This window comes from Enterocloster alcoholdehydrogenati (assembly GCF_013282095.1).
Taxonomy (GTDB): Bacteria; Bacillota; Clostridia; order Lachnospirales; family Lachnospiraceae; genus Enterocloster; species Enterocloster alcoholdehydrogenati.
Genome location: NZ_BLTJ01000004.1, coordinates 99,414 through 118,124, shown reverse-complemented (window position 1 = coordinate 118,124; position 18,711 = coordinate 99,414). Strand labels below are relative to the sequence as shown.

Below are 18,711 nucleotides of genomic sequence, written 5' to 3'. Positions count from 1 at the left end.
TTTTGTGAACTCAGCGTATCACAGGGGGACAAAACGCACAATATCTAATAAAATGTAAAATAACAATTTTTTGTACTGTCGATAACCTATTGATTTTACTGGTTTTTTTAATATTTTTACATTTTTTTACAGTGCATTTTTTATCATAGTATAACTTTTTTTTCTATTTTCATGATGCTATTAAAAGCCCGCTTTTCCTCTTTTGCAGATAAATGTCATTCCGCAGAAAAGCATCATTGAAGAAGTATTTCTTCTAATATATACTTCCTTTAAACCAGACCTTTGTCTGGCTGTTCTGAAATACATATATGCAGCAAAAGGAGAACCTGTATGAAATTCATTCCAACCGATGAGCGAAATATTACGGATCAGGATGTATTCGCGGCTCTGGATTTAAACCTACCTCAGCTTGCGCCGGTTCGGGAGGCTCTTGAAAAAAATGACCTGCCCAAAGCAAAGGAAGCCCTGATCCGTCACTTTGAGACGCGGACCGCTCCCAAATATCTGTTTGATTATCGGAAGCTTCCCCTGGAGAAGATCGATACCGATTCCTGCCCCCATGACTTTCAGTGTTCCATGGGCTTAAACGGCAGTCTGAAGGAATTCTGCCTTTACGCCGGCAATCAGATCATGGATCACTATTATGTACGGCCAGGAAAAACCAGTGAACCTATTTTCCTCGGAGGAGATGATGAGAATTTTCCTCATTTTAACTTTCTGGAGGATCTGGGAAAGCGGCCCAGAGCTATTATGGACATCTTTGTAAGAGGCCCTGTCTTTGAATATCTGGCAGTTCTTTACCATGAAACCGGGAATAAGGCAGTGTTGAAGCGTTTTGAGGATTTTTCTCATAAATTCTTTGAGAATTATCCTCTCGTACTGGAATACACTGGCGCTGACGCCAGCCGTTTCAGCTTTACCGATGAACGGGACGTTATGAGCACCGGCTGGCTGACCCTCCAGTACCTCAGTCTCTTCTACACCCGTCTCCCTTATGAAATCCCTGCGGAGTCTGCCTTTGAGTTCATCAAGCGGATCTGGTTTATGGGAATCCAGTTTGCCCGCTTTGAACATGACACATACAGGAAATACAATCACCATATGTGGGAGCGCGGCCTTGTCCCATTTATCCTTGGAACACTGATGCCGGAAATCCCGGATTTTGCCGCTATGACAAAGCGGGGCGCTTCCATTATCTGCCAGCATATCAAAGATGACTTTAATGAGGCTGGCGGCTACAGCGAGCACTCCATCCCTTACTGGGGAGGCGCAGCCCTCTGTGAGATGATCTACCGCGGCGTTCATCTGGCTAATTTAAACGGTCGGCCTCTTTTAGATGAGGAATCGGCCAAACGCCTTGCTCTCACCTTTGAGGCACTGGCCCGGATCAGCTCACCGCATTTGCGCTACTCTTCTCTTGGAGATAACGGCGGCCCTATGGTAGACCCGATCCTGACTATCGGAGCCAAAACCATGGGAAGCGCCTCCTGCAGCCAGGTACTGGCCGTCCGTGAGGGCCAGCTTTGTGAGGCTGACTGCACTGTTCCTCTGGATTATGCCGATGATCGCTGCGGCTTTGCCAGCTGTCGAAGCAGCTTTGGAAAAAATGCCAATTTCATGCTCATGTCTGCCAAAACAGACTGCAGGGATTCCGGACACAACCACATGGATATGCTCTCTCTCTTTATCTCCTTCCGGGGTCAGGAATTCATCGGCGAACCATTTGCCAGAACTCTCTACCACAATGTAACCATGGCAAGTCCCCAGAGAGGCTATATGTACAACATGGGCTCCCACAACACCGTGCTGGCCTACGGAAAACCGGTGCAGCCTGATGAGATGTACGCCAACAAATGGGGCGTATACCGGCCGGATTCACCGGTATCGGAGCTTACATCAACCAAGGATGGCTGTGTGATTCAGGCATACCATGATGCCTATACCACCTGCCGCCACACCAGAACCTGCTACTTCCACCGCAAGAAAGGCCTGCTGATCCATGATGCCATGGAACACGGAAACCGTCTCCCGGATACCCACATCCAGCGCTGGCATCTGATGCAGGACGTATCCTGCACCCAAATCGACGATTCCCGCCTTCTTCTTGAAAAAGAGGGGGTAAAAATCCTTCTTTTCTGGCCGGAAAAGGCAGATATCACCATCTGGAAGGAAGAGATGCTGGTTCCTTCTATTATAAAGGATCCTGCAGAGCTGCTTCCGGTGATCGACGCTGCCTTTGCCACAGGAAAAGAAGGGGCAGAGGATATCGCTACCGTTTCCCTGTCTCTGCTGATGCTGGATGTAACAGACCTTAAAGAGCTCCCTGAAACAGAAGAGCTTGCAAAAACAGTCAATGAGATATTGAACCAGCCGGACCGTGCCGCTGCCTTAAACAGCATGGGCAAGCTGGACTGATTATAAGGAGGAACCTATGAATATCAACGAAACACGTTTTGAACATATGCCTGAAATCACGAAGGAGGAGTTGTCTGCAGCTCTTGAAACCGCCATCCGCCAGACAAGAAGCTGTCTCCCGGAATTTGCCGGCCAGTTTAAACACATTTTCTCAAACAATAACTTCTATTCTGCTGCTCCAAATGATCAGTGGACCAACGGTTTCTGGACCGGAGAGCTGTGGCTTGCCTATGAAAATACAAAGGACGAGCTGTTTTGCGATGCTGCCATGATACAGGTTAAAAGCTTTTTAGACCGGATCGAGCAGGGAATCGAGACCGACACCCATGATCTGGGTTTCCTCTACTCTCCTTCCTGTGTGGCTGCCTACAAGCTGACCGGAAATGAGACCGCAAAGAAGGCCGCTTTAATGGCTGCCGACAAGCTGGCCAGCCGGTTCCACGAAAAAGGCCAGTTTTTGCAGGCCTGGGGCTCTTTGGAGGATAAGAACAACTACCGCCTGATCATCGACTGCCTGTTAAACCTTCCTCTGCTCTACTGGGCAACGGAAGAAACGGGAAATCCACGCTATGCGGATCTGGCACGAAGACATTTTGAAACCGCCCTTAAGGTGGTGGTACGTCCTGACTACTCTACCTACCACACCTACTATTTTGACCCGGAAACAGGGAATCCTGTCAAAGGCGTGACCCATCAGGGCTACTCCGCCCAGTCTGCCTGGTCCAGAGGCCAGTCCTGGGGCGTATACGGAATTGCCCTGGGATACCGTTACAACCGCAAGGATACATATAAAGAGCTCTTTGAGCACGTGACTGCTTATTTCCTGGATCACCTGCCCCAAAACTGTATTCCCTACTGGGATTTCACCTTCACAGACGGCAGCGACGAGCCCCGCGACTCCTCCGCTCTGGCTGTAACCATCTGCGGGCTGCTTGAAATGGCAGACTGCGTATCCGGCAAAGACCGCGAGATCTGCATCAGCACTGCCAGACGCCTCATCAAACCTCTTATCCAGCTTTGTTCCGCAAAATCCCCTGAGGAATCCAACGGACAGCTGCTTCACGGCGTTTACGGAAGAAAGACTCCCTACAACGACTGTATTGACCACGGCATCGACGAGTGCAACCTGTGGGGCGATTATTACTATGTAGAAGCTCTGACCCGTCTTTCCAGAAAATGGAATCCCTACTGGTAAAATGAAAGGAGAAGGTAAGATATGAGCAGCCTGTTTTCCATTAACAGCCCTCTTTGGGAAATGACGGATAAGCTGGTGCGCTTTCTGTGGCTCAGTATTTTGTGGACCATCTGTTCCATTCCTGTTGTCACTATGGGCGCTTCCACTACAGCCCTTTACTCCGTGACCCTTAAATACGTCCGGGGTGAGGAGGGGTATCTTACCTCCTCCTTCTTTCGGGCCTTCCGTGAAAATTTCAGACAGTCCACCATCGTGTGGCTCCTGTCTCTGGCAGCAGGGCTCTTTTTGTTCGCCGATTTTGTGGTCTATTATCGGGGAGATTATAAAAACATGGTATCTATGGCTCTTTTCATCCTTTTTATGGGAGTATTCGTGACCTTTATCTTTGCCAATCTCTACGTTTACCCTCTGCTGGCCTACTTTAACAACAGCATCAGGCATACTGTATACAATGCTCTGGTCATGGCTCTCTGCCATCTTCCATCCAGCATCGCTATGCTGACTATCTCCTTCGCCCTTTTGGCCATTGGAATGACCTTTTTCCCTCCCCTGCTGTTTGTAGCCCCCGGAATGGCTGCCTATCTGCACTCCCGCTTTCTCAGACGGATCTTTGACCAGTACCTGACGCAGCCAGAAGAGGCATAAGCAGACAAACATAGCTGCAGCCTGCCTAAGGCGTATATAAAATAACGAAAGGAATACCCATGAAACAGCCGCATATCATCTTTATCTGCGCAGACCAGCTCCGGTATGATGTCCTTGGAAAAGGATTTACCCCCCATATCGACGCTCTGTCCCGCGAAAGCTTCTGCTTTGACAATGCCTATTGCGCCAGCCCCCTATGTGTACCGGCCCGCGGTTCTATGTTCACCGGAATGTGTCCCAACACTACAGGCAGCCTGATCAACCCCTGGGAGGCCGCCGATGCCTGGGCCGGATATGTAAAAAAAGATATTAAAAACCTCTATGAAATTATGGAGGAACATGGCTGGGACTGTATTCACAGCGGAAAACAGCACCTTTTTACCGAGGGAACGCCTCTGGAGCAGCGTCCCAATTCAAAGACCCGGTGGATGACCACAGAAAAAACCTATAAAGCGTATTTAAAGGACCACAAAAAGCCCATGCCCGGAGGGCCGGATTTCCGCTCCCCCGTGCCGGAGATCCTAAGCCGGAAGAAAACCATATTCACCACCTGCTCCAACGCCAATACGGGGCTTTATGAGCCTGGAGAGGATTTTTACTTTGACAGTTATTTTGCCAGGGCTGCCGTAAAAGGCTTACAAGAGCGCGACACTTCCAAACCCGTATTTTTAAGCTCCATGTTCCTGGCCCCCCATCCTCCCCTGCAGATCCCGGATCCCTGGTTTTCCAGATACAGGCCTGAGGAGGTTTCGCTCCCTGAAAATGTAGGAAACTGGTATCCCCATCAGTCTCCCCTTCAGCTCTATAATGTCACCGGCGCTCTGGGAACCCATTACAAAAAAGCAGAGTGGGCGGAAAGCTGGAGAACCTATCTGGGGCTTGTTTCCCTTTTGGATCACTGTGTAGGACAGCTCATAGACGAGCTGAAGCAGCAGAATATTTACAATGACTGCCTGATTTTGTTTACCTCCGATCACGGAGAGATGCTGGGTTCCCACCGCCTTTTCCAGAAGATGTGTATGTATCAGGAGTCTGCAAAGGTTCCTCTCCTTATGCGTCTGCCGGATCACCCGCTTAAAAAGCAGGCCTCTATCACGGACAATGTAAGCCACATTGACCTGCTTCCCACTCTCTGCGGGTATCTTGGGCTGGAACCAGACTTAAAAACGGAGGGCCGCTCCCTTCTCCCTCTGTTTGAAGAAAACGGATCTCTTACACCGCGCCCGGTTTTCATCCAGTATGACGGAAACAGCTGTCTCAGCGGATGTCAGCGCTGCGTGGTAGACGGCCATCTGAAGCTGATCGTAGATTCCTTCCAAAATGAGATCTTCTTTGAACTTTACAATAAAACAGAAGATCCCCAGGAAACACGGAATCTTCTGTTTGAAAACGGCTATATTCATGAAGGGCGCAGGCTCTTTGAACTGCTTTTAGAGCACATGGCCGCTACCTCCGATCCTTTTATATGCGATCCGGGGGCGTATGAAGCCTTTCTTCACATTCTGTCGTAAATCTCCTCCAGACCCGCAGCGATCTGTCGGATAGTTCCAGGTTCAAAAGGAGAATCCAGGCCCGCGTCCTTTAACATACGGGTGAAAAAGTCAGAGGCGCTGGCCTGACAGAAGGAAAGGTAGCTTTCCCAGGCTGCCTTATAATCCTTCTGCATCCAGATCTTATACTGGAAGGCATCCGTCTGGGCGATCACATAGTCAATGTAGTAAAAGGGATAACTGTAAATATGGTGCTGACGCTGCCAGAAACCTCCCTCTGCATAAAAGGGTGATTCCTCCTCATAGGTCAAATGAGGCTTATACTGATGTTCCAGTTTTTTCCATTCTTCTTTCCGCTGGGCCGGCGTCATTTCCGGGTGATCGTATACAATATGCTGAAATTCATCCACCATACTGCCGTAAGGGATAAATACCACCGCATCCTCCAGCTGGGATTTCAGGAAATCCGCCGCCCTGTCGCCGAAGAAATGCTCCATCCATGGATTGGTGAAAAACTCCATGGACATGGAATGGGTCTCCGCCGTCTCCATGGTAATGTCAGAATGTTCCATAATGGGATCTTTGCCGGAAATATATCCCTGAAAGGCGTGGCCGCACTCGTGGGTGACTACATCCACATCTCCTGCGGTGCCGTTGAAATTGGCGAAGATAAAGGGAGCCTGGTAGTCGGGCAGGTACGTCATATAGCCTCCCACCTGCTTATGGGGACGTGAAAACACATCGAACAGATCCCTCTCCATCATAAAATCAAAAAATTCTTTTGTCTCCGGGGACAATTCCTCATACATCTCCTGCCCGCTTTTTAAAATCTCCTCCGGCGTACCTGATGGCTTTGGACTGCCTTCCGGGAAACTTAAGCCTTCATCCATATGGTACAGCTTGGCAAGCCCCAGACGTTTCCTTCGGTTTTCCCACATTTTCTCTGCAAAGGGCACCCAGTCCTTTTTGATCTGCTTTCTGAAGTTCTCTATGTCCTCTCTGCCATAGCTGTTGCGGTTCATACGACAGTAGCCCAGCTCAGTATATGTCTCAAATCCCAGCTTTCTTGCCTGCTCCGTCCGGTTCTTCACCAGCTTATCATAGAGTGTATCTAACTGCTCCTCAATCCCCTGATAGAACGTATTTACCTTGGACGCCGCTTTCCTGCGGATATCCCGGTTCTCATGGTTCAGATAGGGCGTCATCATGGAAAGGTTGAGCGTCTGCCCCTCCCAGTCGATTTTTGCACTGGCCAGGAGTTTTTGATATTCTGTTACAAGGGTATTTTCCTGCTGCATCAGCGGAACCACTTCCTCGCTTACGGCTTTTGCAGCAAGCTCGATGTTTTTTAAAGCCGGGCCGCCAATCACCGCCTCCAGCTCTCTGCGGTATGGAGAATGGTATAGCAGCTTTTTATACTGCACCTCCTGGTTTAAAAACGCCGGCATTTCCTGATCATAATAATTTTTTTCCTTCTCATAAAAGGGATCTGAGGTGTCAATGCTGTGACGGATCTCCGCCAGAGTGGCCTGCGTCTTAATATGGCCCATAAGCTTATAATAGCGGCGGTGAACATTCAGCTGCTCCTCTGCCGTGCCTGCCGCCTGAAATGCTTCCATAATTGAAGCCAGTTCTTTTTTCGCAGCATCAAAATCGATCCGCTGGTAAGGCATTTCTCCAAATTTCATGTTGATTTCCTCCTGTCTCCATTGTGGTGTTAGTATGGCTGATTTTTATTTTACCATCCCCGAAGAGAAACTGCAAGAAGACAGAAGCACCGCATACGCTCATAAAAGAACGAAATTCCCTGAGCCGGCCGCTGCGTTTTCGCACAAAAAACCGCCTGCCCATATAAGAGCAGACGGTCTGCAAAAGAGGCATCCGATACGGGAAAGGGGTTAAGCCTTAAAGCCCCGGATAGTACCGCAGCCCAAAATCCAACTCATAATAATTTCCCGCTCCATCCCTGTAAGCGTAAGCTTTTCCGTTCTCATCCTTCAGTTCATCCGGCATATACAGATCCTTGTCATATCCCGGAACATCATTGGGGCTGATGCAGACTCCGTTTTCGTCTACTGTTAAAACCTCATCTCCCCTTGGAAGAGTTACCGGCAGCTTTCCTACTGGTGAGAAACGGCCGAAGATTACATCCAGCGTAGCAGTTACATAGGTATCAAAACCTGCCAGAAAAGCGTCGCAGAAAGGCTCTGCATTTCCCACTTCCCAGGCCAGAGTAATATTCAGATTGGCGATTACCTTTCCACCCCGGCTGTGAACCGCCTGAGCGATCGCCTGGATCTCGCCTGCATCCTTTAGGGTAGTCTCCCTATGGGTCTCTTTCGTGGGACGGCCCTCATCATCCACATTGCACACTTTTTTGTCCTCGCACAGATCCAGCTCCAGGTATCCGGGCGTTGCATTAAAATATTCGCCAGAGGACGGATTTAAAAGCAGGATGGCAAGATCCGCCTCACGGTAATCCTCCGTAAGCTCTGCCTCCTCAGCAAGCTGCTCTCTGAGCGCGCTGGTAGCCGCCTCTGCCGCCTCCTCTTTCTTGTTAAAGCACCGGGCATATATCTTCTTTCCCGCCAGTTTCTCTCCGGTCAGCGGCAAAATACCGTCATTTTTCAGCAAAACCACGCTCTTTCTGTGAGCATCCATGGCATGATCCCAGTCAGACCGCTCTCCAATCACCTGCGCCGCATTTTGGGGATCACGGTAAGGATTTTCAAACATTCCCAGGGCAAACAGCTCAGTAAGGGTACGCACTGCCGCCCGGTCAACGCTCTCATCGGTCAGCACCAGCTCCTCCCCGGAAAAGCCCTCAGGAGCCGGGTGATCCCTGTAATAGTCCTTCTTCCACCGGTCATATGCTTCCTGCCCCTGTTTCTGGTCAAACAGGCCGCTGATCAGATCCACGCCCGCATGGGTTACTGCAAAACCGATCCGCTCCGGCTCGTCTAACAGCTCCACGCCCCAGCTCATGTTGTGAACAATGCCGGTATCGGAGTTAATATATCCCTCAAAGCCCATCTGCTTTCTCAAAAGCCCGTCGATAAAGGGCTTATTGTAGGCAAAACCATAAGGCTCCATCTCCATTTCCTGCCCCTTTTTATCCGTCTGTGTCCGGCTTTTTTCAGCTGCCGGCTTTGCGTAGTAGGGCATGATCGAGGCTGCATGGCAATCCACTGCTGTCTGGAACCCCGGAATATGGTATTTTTCCAGAGAACCCTCTGTCTGGTAGACGTTCCACTGGCCCATACGGTAATGGGGATCAAAGCCATTTTCACGGGCTCCCCCTCCCGGAAAATGCTTTACGGTCATAGCCACGCCGTCAGGGGAAACTCCGTCACGGCTGCCCTGGATCCGCGGGATAATCCGCTCAAAGATGCGGCATACCAGCTCCGGATCCTCCCCAAAGGTGCCGTAGCTGCGCTGCCATCTGGGATCTGTCAGTACATCCGCCATATACATATATCCCTTTTTCATACCTACGCTGTCCCATTCCCGGCGGATGCAGTCTGCAAAATCATCTAACAGCTCCGGCCCGTCGCCCCGGACGGCTGCCGCGATTCCCAGTGTTCCCGGCCATGCGGCAAAGACGCCGCCTGCGTCATTCATTCCAAAGATCATCTCGCCATTTTCATTCCGGGAATTGGAAACAACCTGAACCGGTATAAAATGTTCACATTCCTCCGCAACCGCATGAAGCTGGTTGATCCAGTCTGTCATATCTTCCGGCGTAGGGCTGTCGCGCAGGATCAGGTGACGGGCAAACCACTCCTTGATCAACTCGGTAGTGCCCGGCAGATGCTGTTCTCCGAAAATGGTCTTTCCATGAAATTCCCCGTCATCCAGCACCCCGGATTCATCCAGCTGGGGCTTGTGGTCGGGAAAACGATCCGTGTATTTTCCCATACGCCAGTCAGAGATGAAAAGCTGGGCGATCTTTTCCTTGGTAGTCAGAGTCTTTACATACGCCTCAGCCCGCTCCCTTGCCGGAATACGCCAGTCGTCAAAATCCTTAAACTCCCCGCTTCCGTCCAGATCTTTAAAGTAAAGTCCGTCCCGCTCTATCACGTTTCTTGAAACCGTTCCGATCACAGGGCCTCCCTGGTTCTCATAATACCGAATATGATCCGATGCTTTCTTTGCCATAATCCTTTTCCTTTCTCTCATATTCACCTGCAGATAAAGGCTTGCAGCCCATCCGCCTCAGTTTGCCCTTATCATACACGGATTTTGCACAATTTCATAGGACAATTTTCGGAAATATCAGTATAATTTTAAGTTATTGCCGCAGCAGGAAACAAAGGATTCCTGCTGGTTGATTTACAGGCCCAAAAAGGCCCGCAGCATCTCTCCCGCGGGCCTCTGTTAAAACCGGCCGCAATCCCAAAAGAGCTGCAAAACAGCCTTACCGGACTGCGCCGATCAGTTCCTTTATATCCTTCACTCCATGCTTTTGCATATAAGCCTGAATTCCATCCACGGTCTCCACCGTTGCGTACGGATTGTGGAAATTGGCGGTTCCGATGGATACGGCAGTGGCACCGGCCAGAATAAACTCCAGGGCGTCGGAGGCATTTGCAATACCGCCCATTCCAATGATGGGAACACGGACTGCATTTGCCGCCTGATATACCATGCGCACTGCTACCGGCTTGATGGCAGGGCCGGAAAGTCCGCCGGTCTTGTTGGCCAGCGCAAAAGTGCGGCGCTCCACATCGATCTTCATACCCGTTAAGGTATTGATCAGGGAAATGGCGTCGGCTCCCCCTGCTTCTGCCGCCTTTGCCATCACCGTAATATCGGTGACATTGGGACTGAGCTTCATGATAACCGGCTGCTTTGCATGGGCCTTGACCGCCTTTGTGATGGCCTCCACAGCCTTCGGATCCTGACCGAAGGCAATCCCGCCCTCTTTTACATTGGGGCAGGAAATGTTGATCTCCAGCATATCTACCGGCTCCTCGCCCAGGCGCTCCACTACCTCAATATAGTCCTCTGTGGTGCGGCCACAGACATTTACAATGATCCTGGTATCATATTTCTTTAAAAATGGAATGTCGCGCTTTGCAAATACATCGATGCCGGGATTCTGAAGCCCAATGGCATTGATCATGCCGCCGTAGGTTTCCGCAATTCTGGGGGTGGGATTTCCGGGCCAGGGCACATTTGCAACGCCCTTTGTCACAACGGCACCCAAACGGTTTAAATCTACAAACTCGCTGTATTCCATACCGGAGCCAAAGGTTCCGGAGGCTTCCATCACCGGATTTTTAAATTCCACGCCGGCAATATTTACACTCATATTCACGGATCCGTTCCTCCTTTACAGTTCGATCTCGTCTGCCAGGAATACAGGGCCGTCCTTGCAGATGCGCTTGTTGTGTACCTGAGAATGTTCGTCTTTTTCCCTGGACTGGCAGACGCAGGCCAGACAGGCACCCACGCCGCAGGCCATCTTTTCTTCTAAGGAAATCCAGCACTGAATTCCCTTTTCCCTTGCATACGCCTTTAGGGCACGAAGCATGGGAGCAGGGCCGCAGGCGTAGATCACCTCTGCGTCAAGGCCGTTTTCACGAATAGCATCCAGGACATTTCCCTTTGTACCGCAGCTTCCGTCCTCCGTTGCCGCATACACAGAGCCGCAGTCTTTAAATTCATCCATCAAAAAGGTCTGGCTGTTCCGGTAGCCCATTACAGACTGAACCAGCTCTGCACCGTTTAAACGCTTTAACTCCTTTGCCAGCTCCAGCATCGGAGGTACACCGATGCCGCCTCCGATCAGGAACGCCTTTTTTCCCTCTTTAAGAGGGAAACCATTTCCCAGAGGCCCCAGGATATCCACTGTATCACCGGCCTTAAGGGTGGAAAACTCCTCTGTGCCTGCTCCTGCGATCCTGTATACCAGCCGCAGTTCCCCGGCCTCCCTGTCAATGCCGCAGAGGCTGATGGGCCTTGGAAGCAGGCGGGAGCCGTCTTTGGAATAGACGGATACGAACTGTCCCGCCACAGCCTGTGACGCAATCTCACCAGCCTTCAGCCTTAAATCATAAATACCTTCAGCCAGCTGTGCCTGTGAGACAACAGTGGCTGTCATTTTTAATTTTGCCATGAATCTTCTCCCATTTTCCTGTCATTCTTATGCCGATCCCATCGGGAACCAGCCATAACCGGACCGTTTCTGCCCCGGCAGAAGGCCGGGGCAGCCTTTCTTACAGTACGCGGTTGATGTCAGCCACCATATCTATTACAGCCTGTCTGGATGCCTCTGCAAAATGCTCCGGGCCAAACTGCTTATACTTCTCCTGCTTATACGCTGCAATAATTCCTCTGGATGAGTTTACGATGGCACCCAGACCGTCTTTGTTAAAGCAGTGCTTTAAGTCCTCTGCCGTGCCGCCCTGAGCGCCGTAGCCGGGTACAAGGAAATAGGTGCGGGGCATAAGGTTTCTCAGTATCCGGCTCATCTCAGGATAGGTAGCACCTACGACAGCGCCTACATTGCTGTAATCACCGTCCATGGAAGCGTCTCCCCACTCTACTACCTTCTCTGCCACCCACTCATAGAGAGGACGGCCGTCAATTAGGCGGTCCTGGAACTCGCCGCTGGAAGGATTAGAGGTCTTTACCAGAACAAAGAGACCTCTGTCATGGCTACTGCATACATCCACAAAAGGCTTTACGCCGTCTGTGCCAAGGTATGGGTTTACGGTAAGGAAATCTGTATCAAAACCGCTGTAGGTTTTTGAACCGACCTGGACACTGCCGATATGGCCCACAGCATAGGCGGCGGAGGTAGAACCGATATCGCCTCTCTTCGCATCACCGATGACAATCAGGCCCTTTTCCTTACAGTAATCCACGGTTCTTTTATAAACCTTTAAGCCCTCAATGCCGAACTGCTCATACATGGCGATCTGGGGCTTTACGGATGGGATCAGGTCAAAGGTATGATCTACGATCTCCCTGTTGAACTGCCAGATAGCTTCTGCCGCTCCCTCAAGGGTCTCTCCGTACTGCTCAAAGGCAGCTGCCTGAATGTGCTCCGGAACATAGGAAAGCATGGGGTCTAAGCCTACGCAGACAGGGGCCTTTGTTTTCTGTATTTTTTCAATTAACTGACGGATCATAACGTCCTCCTCTTGTCTTGTGATGTGTTGATTGTTTATCATTTTATCATAGTTTTTGCGGTCTGAACAGTACCCATTTTCCTGGAAAATACAGCTTTGAAAAAAGGAAAACGGCATCCGGCTGAGTTTTCACATTTCTCAGGGATACCGTTTTTGTACACTCATTTCAGAATCCGAGACTGCTGCAGCGCCTTCGCCCTCAGTCCCTGGTATTCTCTCTTTTCATCACAGCCCTTGAAGGGGTCTTTGGACCTCTGTGCACGGTAATATGCGCCTTTTGGACGAAAGCACTGTCAAAGCCGTCTCTGGTATTGCTGTTGGGGAAGATGAAATTTTTGCCGCTGGAGGTGACTGTCAGGCGCAGCCTGTGGCCGGGAAGGAAGGCGTTTGATATCTTGGTAGTTCGGATGGTAATCTCATAAATCCCATCCGGTTCCAGATACTCCGCCTTTTCAAATCCATTCCTGTATTTTGCGCTTAAAACACCGTCCGCCAGCTTGATGGAACGCCCCTGTTCATCCACATCCGTAATCCGCACCATAAAGTCCGTATCCGGGCAGTCGCAGGAAATATAAAGAGTGACTGCCAGCTCACCGGTGATAACACAGGACTTTGTAAATGGCTCTGTGGTGTAGGCAAGCATATCCTCCCGCCACTCCATACGTGTATAATCCTCTGGTATCTCCAGCTCATTTTCCGACATATCCACGATATGGACGGACGGATTTTCGGGATCGTACACATAGCAATCCCTGCCTTTACCGGCAGAAGGCTCAAAGCGCAGACTCCCCTTTCCGCAGCCGGCAGCTGCCCACTGGACATAGCCCAGATAGGAGCCTCCGGTCATTCCCACTGTGCCGTCACTCCATGGCTGGGCCGCAATCCAGTTTAAGGTATCATCTCCATCCTCAATCTCATAGTGCTGGGGCATCCATTCCCCTGTGCTGTCCTCCCGTCCTCTGACGTCCTGGATCACCACCGCGTATCCTCTCTGTACAAAGCGGTAATATACCTCCACGCCCCGGCGCTTTCCGTAAGGGGTACGAATTAGAACAGCGGGCCAGCGCTGTTGGCCTGCCGGGGCGCTCTTTACAGCGAGAAGATATACTTCCGAAGCCAGCCTTTCCCCATCTCTGGTCTGAACCATTTCCGTTCCCCAGAAACAGACGCCAAGTTTCCTATGTGTCCAACTATGCAGAAATGGACTCTTTCACCCCATTCCCGCTGCCGTCAAAACTGCGATCACTGCGGGAGGCACCAGAAGGGCTGGAAGAAGATTCAAGGTACGGATCTGCTTGATCCCAAGGATCCCCAGTCCGCTGCTTAAAATCAGGATTCCGCCCACCAGGCTGATCTCGTTCATCAGTGCATCGGTGATAAACGGCTCAATCACGCTTGCTAACAGATAGATACTGCCCTGCCAGCAAAACAGGACTGCCGCTGCAATGGCGATTCCCACACCGAAGGTAGAACTGAGCACCGTTGATGTGATTCCATCCAAAATCGCATTGGTATAAAGGTAGGTGTTATCTCCCTGAAGGGCGCTCTGCATAGGGCCTAAAATTGAAAGCGTGCCTGCGCAAAACAGAAGGATGGCAGCAGACAGTCCCTGGGAAAGATTTGATCCCCCGGATATCTTCCCCACCGCGCGGTCAAAAACCGCAGCCAGATCCAGTCTTGTACCGATCAGTCCCCCAATGGCCAGGCTGACAATAAAGAGCACATGGTACCTTGACTGGGGCATAGCCTCTGTAATGGAATTGATGCCAAGAGCCGCGGCAGCCAGCCCCATGGAATCCATCATAACCGTTTTATACTTCTCTCCGATTCCTTTCTTTAAGGTGCTGCCAACTATACTTCCCATAAGAATAGCGCCCGTATTCGCAATGGTTCCCAACATGGATATTTCCTCCTGTGTACTTTCTCTCTTTTAACCGGCTGCGCCTTCCTGCGGCCCGCTTACTTCCATATCTTACAGCCTCTCATGTTTCTTTCAGATCACCCTTCTGCGGCTCCATTTTCCTGACAGATATCCGGCAAAGGAAATCAGATAATTGGCTGTCCATCCCATGGGGACTGCATACCACACAGCTGCCACGCCCCATACCGGAGCCAGCAGAAACGCCACGGCTACTCGGATTCCCAGATTGATAAGGTTTGCTGCCGTAAATACCGCCATGTCCCCCGCGCCTCTTAGGACACCGTCCGTGCAGGCCTTTAAGCCGATAAATACAAAGAACCAGCCAATAAAGGACAGATACCCGGTTCCTGTGGCAAAAGCCTCCGATGCTGTATCCCCTCCCAGAAAAGCAGCGATGATTTCTCCGTTCCAGATTCCCACGCCAAAAGCGATGAGCGCTGCAAACGCCCCCACAATTGCATAGCTGATCCGGTAGCCTCTCTTTACCCGGTCAATCCTGTCTGCACCGATGTTCTGAGCAGTAAAGGTGGCTACCGCATTTCCCGTCGCTATCATAGGCACAATGCAGATAGACTCAATACGGCTGCCTGCGGAGTAGCCTGCCAGCACAGCCGAACCAAAGCCGTTGACTACCGACTGTACCAGCAGCATTCCGATGGATACAATGGACTGCTGAAGGATCGAGGGAAGCGCAATCCTCGTTCCTCCTGCCAGCATCCCACTGTCATACCGTTTCACAGCCCCTGACGGATACGTTTTTAATTTGCGGATCAGAAGTCCAAAGGAAATCACAGCGGATACTCCCTGTGAAAATACCGTTGCAACCGCTGCCCCATCTACTCCCATCCCAAGCACAGTAATGGAAAAAATATCCAGAACTACATTCAAAATAGAGGAAAAGACCAGAAGATACAGCGGCGTTTTAGAATCTCCCAGCGCGTTAAAAACAGCGGCCAGCACATTGTACATAAAAAGAAAGGGCATCCCAAGAAAATAGATCCCCAGATAAAGCTCTGCCTGAGCCATGATATTGTCTGGGGTCTGCAGAGCTCTTAAGATCGTGCCGTTAAAATAATATCCCACACCGCCCAGGATCAGACTCACCGTAATGAAACTGATCAGGGCAGTAAACACCGAGGTTTTCATTCTGGCATAATCTCTGGCTCCCAGATACTGGGAGGTCAGCACCGACGCGCCGTTTCCGCCGCCAATGGCGATCATGATAAACACATTTGTCAGGGCATAAGAAGCGCCCACTGCCGCCAGGGCTTCCTCTCCCAGAAAATTTCCAACAATCATGGAATCCGCCATATTGTAAAACTGCTGAAACAGATTTCCAAGGATCAGAGGCAGCGCAAAGAAAAGCAGGCGGATGCCCGGCTCTCCTGTTGTCAGATCCCTGTTCTGCTTCTTTGTTTCCGTTCCCGTTTTCTCTATGACAATCCCCCTCCTTTGTGCTGTACCTTAGCTCTCAGCCGGATTACACCGGTTATCCTGCAAAGGTTCTTAATGTATCCTCCAGTATTCCCCGAAACAGCCGTTTATACCCCGGTCTCCTCCCTCATGCATCTCTCAAATTCATCCAAAAGCTCCCCGAAGAATTCCAGCGCCTCATCTACGGGCCCGCTTTCAGACATATCTACGCCGCAGAGTTTTAAAAGCTCCACTGGCTCCATAGAGCAACCGCCTCCTAAAAAGCTTCTGTAGCCTTCCAGAGTCCCCGGCTCCCCGGCCATGATCCTGCGGCTGATGGCGATTGCCGCGGAAAATCCGGTAGCATACTGATATACATAAAAAGGCGTATAGAAATGGGGAATCCGCTCCCATTCATATCCGATCTCTTCATCCACCTCCATATCCGGACCGAAATAGTCCCTGTTTAACTGCGCATAGATCCCGCACAGACTCCGGGCCGTCAGGCTCTCTCCCGCCGCCTCCATCTCATGAGCCTTCTGCTCAAATTCCGCAAACATGGTCTGGCGGAACAGCGTGGTACGAAAGCTTTCCAGAAAATGGTTCAGCAGATAAGCCCGCTCCTTCCTGTCTTTGCTGGTTTCTAACAGATGACGGATTAAAAGCGCCTCGTTGCAGGTAGACGCCACCTCAGCCACAAAGATCCTGTAGCCGGCATACGTATAAGGCTGGGCCTCATTGGAATACCATGTATGGATGGCATGGCCCATCTCATGAGCCAGCGTAAAAACATCCTTTAAGGTTCCCTGGAAATTTAACAGCACATAGGGATGACAGCCATAAACTCCCCAGGAATAAGCTCCGCTCCGCTTACCCTCATTCTCATACACATCGATCCAGCGGCCGTCAAAGCCCTTTTTTAGCAGCGCCCGGTACTCCTCCCCCAGAGGCGCCAGTCCCTCTTTTACCATCTCCTTTGCCTCCTGAAAGGAAAACGGCCGGTCTGCCTCTGCCACCAGGGGCACATAGAGATCATACATATGAAGATCATCCGTTTTAAGAAGTCTTTTGCGCAGAGAAATATAGCGGTGAAGCTTTGGCAGCCCCTTTCTCACGGAAGCAGTGAGCCGGTCATACACCTCCTCCGGCACCTCATTGGAGTTAAGATAATAGGAACGGCTGGAATCATATTTTCTGGCTCTGGCATAAAAAACAGCCTGCTTTACATTGGCTGCAAATGCTGCCACCAGTGTATTGGAATACTGCTTGTATACACCATACAGGCTTTCAAAAGCCGATTTACGGATCTTTCGCTCCGGGTTCTCCATAAGGGAAATAAAGGAACCATGAGTCACAGGAAGCTCTCTGCCGTCACTTCCTGTAATGGATGGAAAACGTACGTCTGCATTGTTAAACATACGAAATATCTGAGCACCGCCCTGAGTGGCTTCTTTAGAACGCGCCAGCAGCCCTTCCATCTCATGGGATAAAGTATGGGCCTTTCTCTTTGCCAGCTGCTCCAGAAGGCGTCTGTAGTGGGAAATACCGTTTTCCGATCTGCAATACAAAGCCAGCTGACCGTCAGGCATCCCTAAAATCTCCGGTATCATAAAAGCCGACAGCTCCCCGGCCCGAAAAGACAGACTCTGAGCCCTTGAAAACATATCCTGGTACTCCTGGTCTGCCGTATCCTCATCAGACCGCATCCTGGCGTATACATACAGGCGCTCAATCTTCTCAGAAAAAGTGTCGTCAAACTTCAGCGCTTCGTACAGCACATCTGCCGACTCTGCCAATTTTCCCTTAAATTCCTCATAGCGCTCCGCCTCCTTTACAGCCTCCTTATAAAGCTGCTCCCAGGTTTCACGGTCTGCCACCATATCCTCCAGTTTCCATGTATCTTCCATGGGTATTTCATATCGCTTTTTCGTCATATAAAGCCTGCTCCTTTTTTATTCTATCCTTCCCTCACGGGTCAGCATACCTCTGCTCCAAACGGCATCAGCGCCAGCTTTGCCAGTTTAAACTGCTGGAGTCCAAAGGGGATTCCTACCACCGTCACACACAGGAAAAGCCCCAGGCACAGATGCTCCGCAGCCAGAGGCAGCCCTGACACCAAAAGCCAGATGATATTTAACAGAAACGACCCGGCGCCTCCGCCGTAGATCACTTCCTTTCCAAAGGGAAAAAAGCTTAAGGACGCCAGCTTAAAGCACTGTAATCCTATGGGGATTCCCACCACCGTAACGCACCACAGACAGCCTGCCAGACACCAGCTCAGACCGCTGACTGCGCCTCCGAAGATAAACCAGACTGCGTTTCCAAGACATCCCATACGTTTTACTCCTTCCTCCATATTCATTTTCATTCTGCCGTCAGCAGCAAAAGGGACACACGTCCCAACTGCCCTGTAAGGTGATTATATAATAAATGGTTCTGGCTGTAAAGGAGCGTGCAGTCATATATAAAACATCTGCCAGGTCACAGCCTTGT

At 50.6% G+C, this 18,711-nt stretch carries 14 protein-coding genes; 4 read left to right on the top strand and 10 right to left on the bottom strand.

Going from position 1 to position 18,711, the window contains the following annotated elements:
- Positions 1 to 330 precede the first annotated feature (330 nt).
- The 4 genes from HW447_RS06160 to HW447_RS06145 are packed head-to-tail and all read left to right on the top strand — an operon-like array spanning position 331 to position 5,766.
- A complete protein-coding gene (locus HW447_RS06160) occupies positions 331 to 2,415 on the top strand; it encodes a heparinase II/III domain-containing protein (RefSeq protein WP_176254439.1) in 2,085 nt (694 codons plus the stop codon).
- A gap of 16 nt (positions 2,416 to 2,431) precedes the next feature.
- Positions 2,432 to 3,610, top strand: coding sequence for a glycoside hydrolase family 88 protein (locus HW447_RS06155; protein WP_176254438.1), 1,179 nt, complete (start codon positions 2,432 to 2,434; stop codon positions 3,608 to 3,610).
- Between the two features lie 21 nt (positions 3,611 to 3,631).
- Complete coding sequence (locus HW447_RS06150; protein ID WP_176254437.1) at positions 3,632 to 4,255, top strand: YesL family protein; 624 nt, start codon at positions 3,632 to 3,634, stop codon at positions 4,253 to 4,255.
- A 59-nt stretch (positions 4,256 to 4,314) separates the two neighbouring features.
- Complete coding sequence (locus HW447_RS06145; protein ID WP_176254436.1) at positions 4,315 to 5,766, top strand: sulfatase family protein; 1,452 nt, start codon at positions 4,315 to 4,317, stop codon at positions 5,764 to 5,766.
- Here the strand turns inward: HW447_RS06145 and HW447_RS06140 are convergent.
- The 10 genes from HW447_RS06140 to HW447_RS06095 all read right to left on the bottom strand — a co-directional run bounded on the left by HW447_RS06140 (position 5,751) and on the right by HW447_RS06095 (position 18,553).
- Positions 5,751 to 7,433: a M3 family oligoendopeptidase gene (locus HW447_RS06140; RefSeq protein WP_176254435.1), complete on the bottom strand. Its 1,683-nt coding sequence runs from the start codon at positions 7,431 to 7,433 to the stop codon at positions 5,751 to 5,753. The genes HW447_RS06145 and HW447_RS06140 overlap by 16 nt on opposite strands.
- Positions 7,434 to 7,650: 217 nt before the next feature.
- Positions 7,651 to 9,903, bottom strand: a complete 2,253-nt coding sequence (locus tag HW447_RS06135) for a glycoside hydrolase family 3 N-terminal domain-containing protein (protein WP_176254434.1) — start codon at positions 9,901 to 9,903, stop codon at positions 7,651 to 7,653.
- Between the two features lie 259 nt (positions 9,904 to 10,162).
- Positions 10,163 to 11,065, bottom strand: a complete 903-nt coding sequence (locus tag HW447_RS06130) for a dihydroorotate dehydrogenase (protein WP_176254433.1) — start codon at positions 11,063 to 11,065, stop codon at positions 10,163 to 10,165.
- Positions 11,066 to 11,080: 15 nt separating this feature from the next.
- A complete protein-coding gene (locus tag HW447_RS06125) occupies positions 11,081 to 11,866 on the bottom strand; it encodes a dihydroorotate dehydrogenase electron transfer subunit (protein ID WP_176254432.1) in 786 nt (261 codons plus the stop codon).
- Positions 11,867 to 11,966: 100 nt separating this feature from the next.
- Positions 11,967 to 12,884 carry an orotidine-5'-phosphate decarboxylase gene (gene pyrF, locus HW447_RS06120; RefSeq protein WP_176254431.1) on the bottom strand — a complete coding sequence of 306 codons (918 nt, stop codon included), beginning with the start codon at positions 12,882 to 12,884 and terminating at the stop codon, positions 11,967 to 11,969.
- 199 nt (positions 12,885 to 13,083) lie between these two features.
- On the bottom strand, positions 13,084 to 14,031 hold the full coding sequence (locus tag HW447_RS06115) for a CocE/NonD family hydrolase (RefSeq protein WP_176254430.1): 948 nt from the start codon (positions 14,029 to 14,031) through the stop codon (positions 13,084 to 13,086).
- A 63-nt stretch (positions 14,032 to 14,094) separates the two neighbouring features.
- Positions 14,095 to 14,784: a DUF554 domain-containing protein gene (locus HW447_RS06110; protein WP_176254429.1), complete on the bottom strand. Its 690-nt coding sequence runs from the start codon at positions 14,782 to 14,784 to the stop codon at positions 14,095 to 14,097.
- A gap of 93 nt (positions 14,785 to 14,877) precedes the next feature.
- Positions 14,878 to 16,116, bottom strand: a complete 1,239-nt coding sequence (locus HW447_RS06105; RefSeq protein ID WP_243176223.1) for an MATE family efflux transporter — start codon at positions 16,114 to 16,116, stop codon at positions 14,878 to 14,880.
- Positions 16,117 to 16,346: 230 nt separating this feature from the next.
- Positions 16,347 to 18,152, bottom strand: a complete 1,806-nt coding sequence (pepF, locus tag HW447_RS06100) for an oligoendopeptidase F (protein ID WP_176254428.1) — start codon at positions 18,150 to 18,152, stop codon at positions 16,347 to 16,349.
- A gap of 41 nt (positions 18,153 to 18,193) precedes the next feature.
- The gene (locus HW447_RS06095; RefSeq protein WP_176254427.1) at positions 18,194 to 18,553 is read right to left on the bottom strand and encodes a YccF domain-containing protein; all 360 of its coding nucleotides are present in this window, start codon (positions 18,551 to 18,553) and stop codon (positions 18,194 to 18,196) included.
- Positions 18,554 to 18,711: the final 158 nt, after the last annotated feature.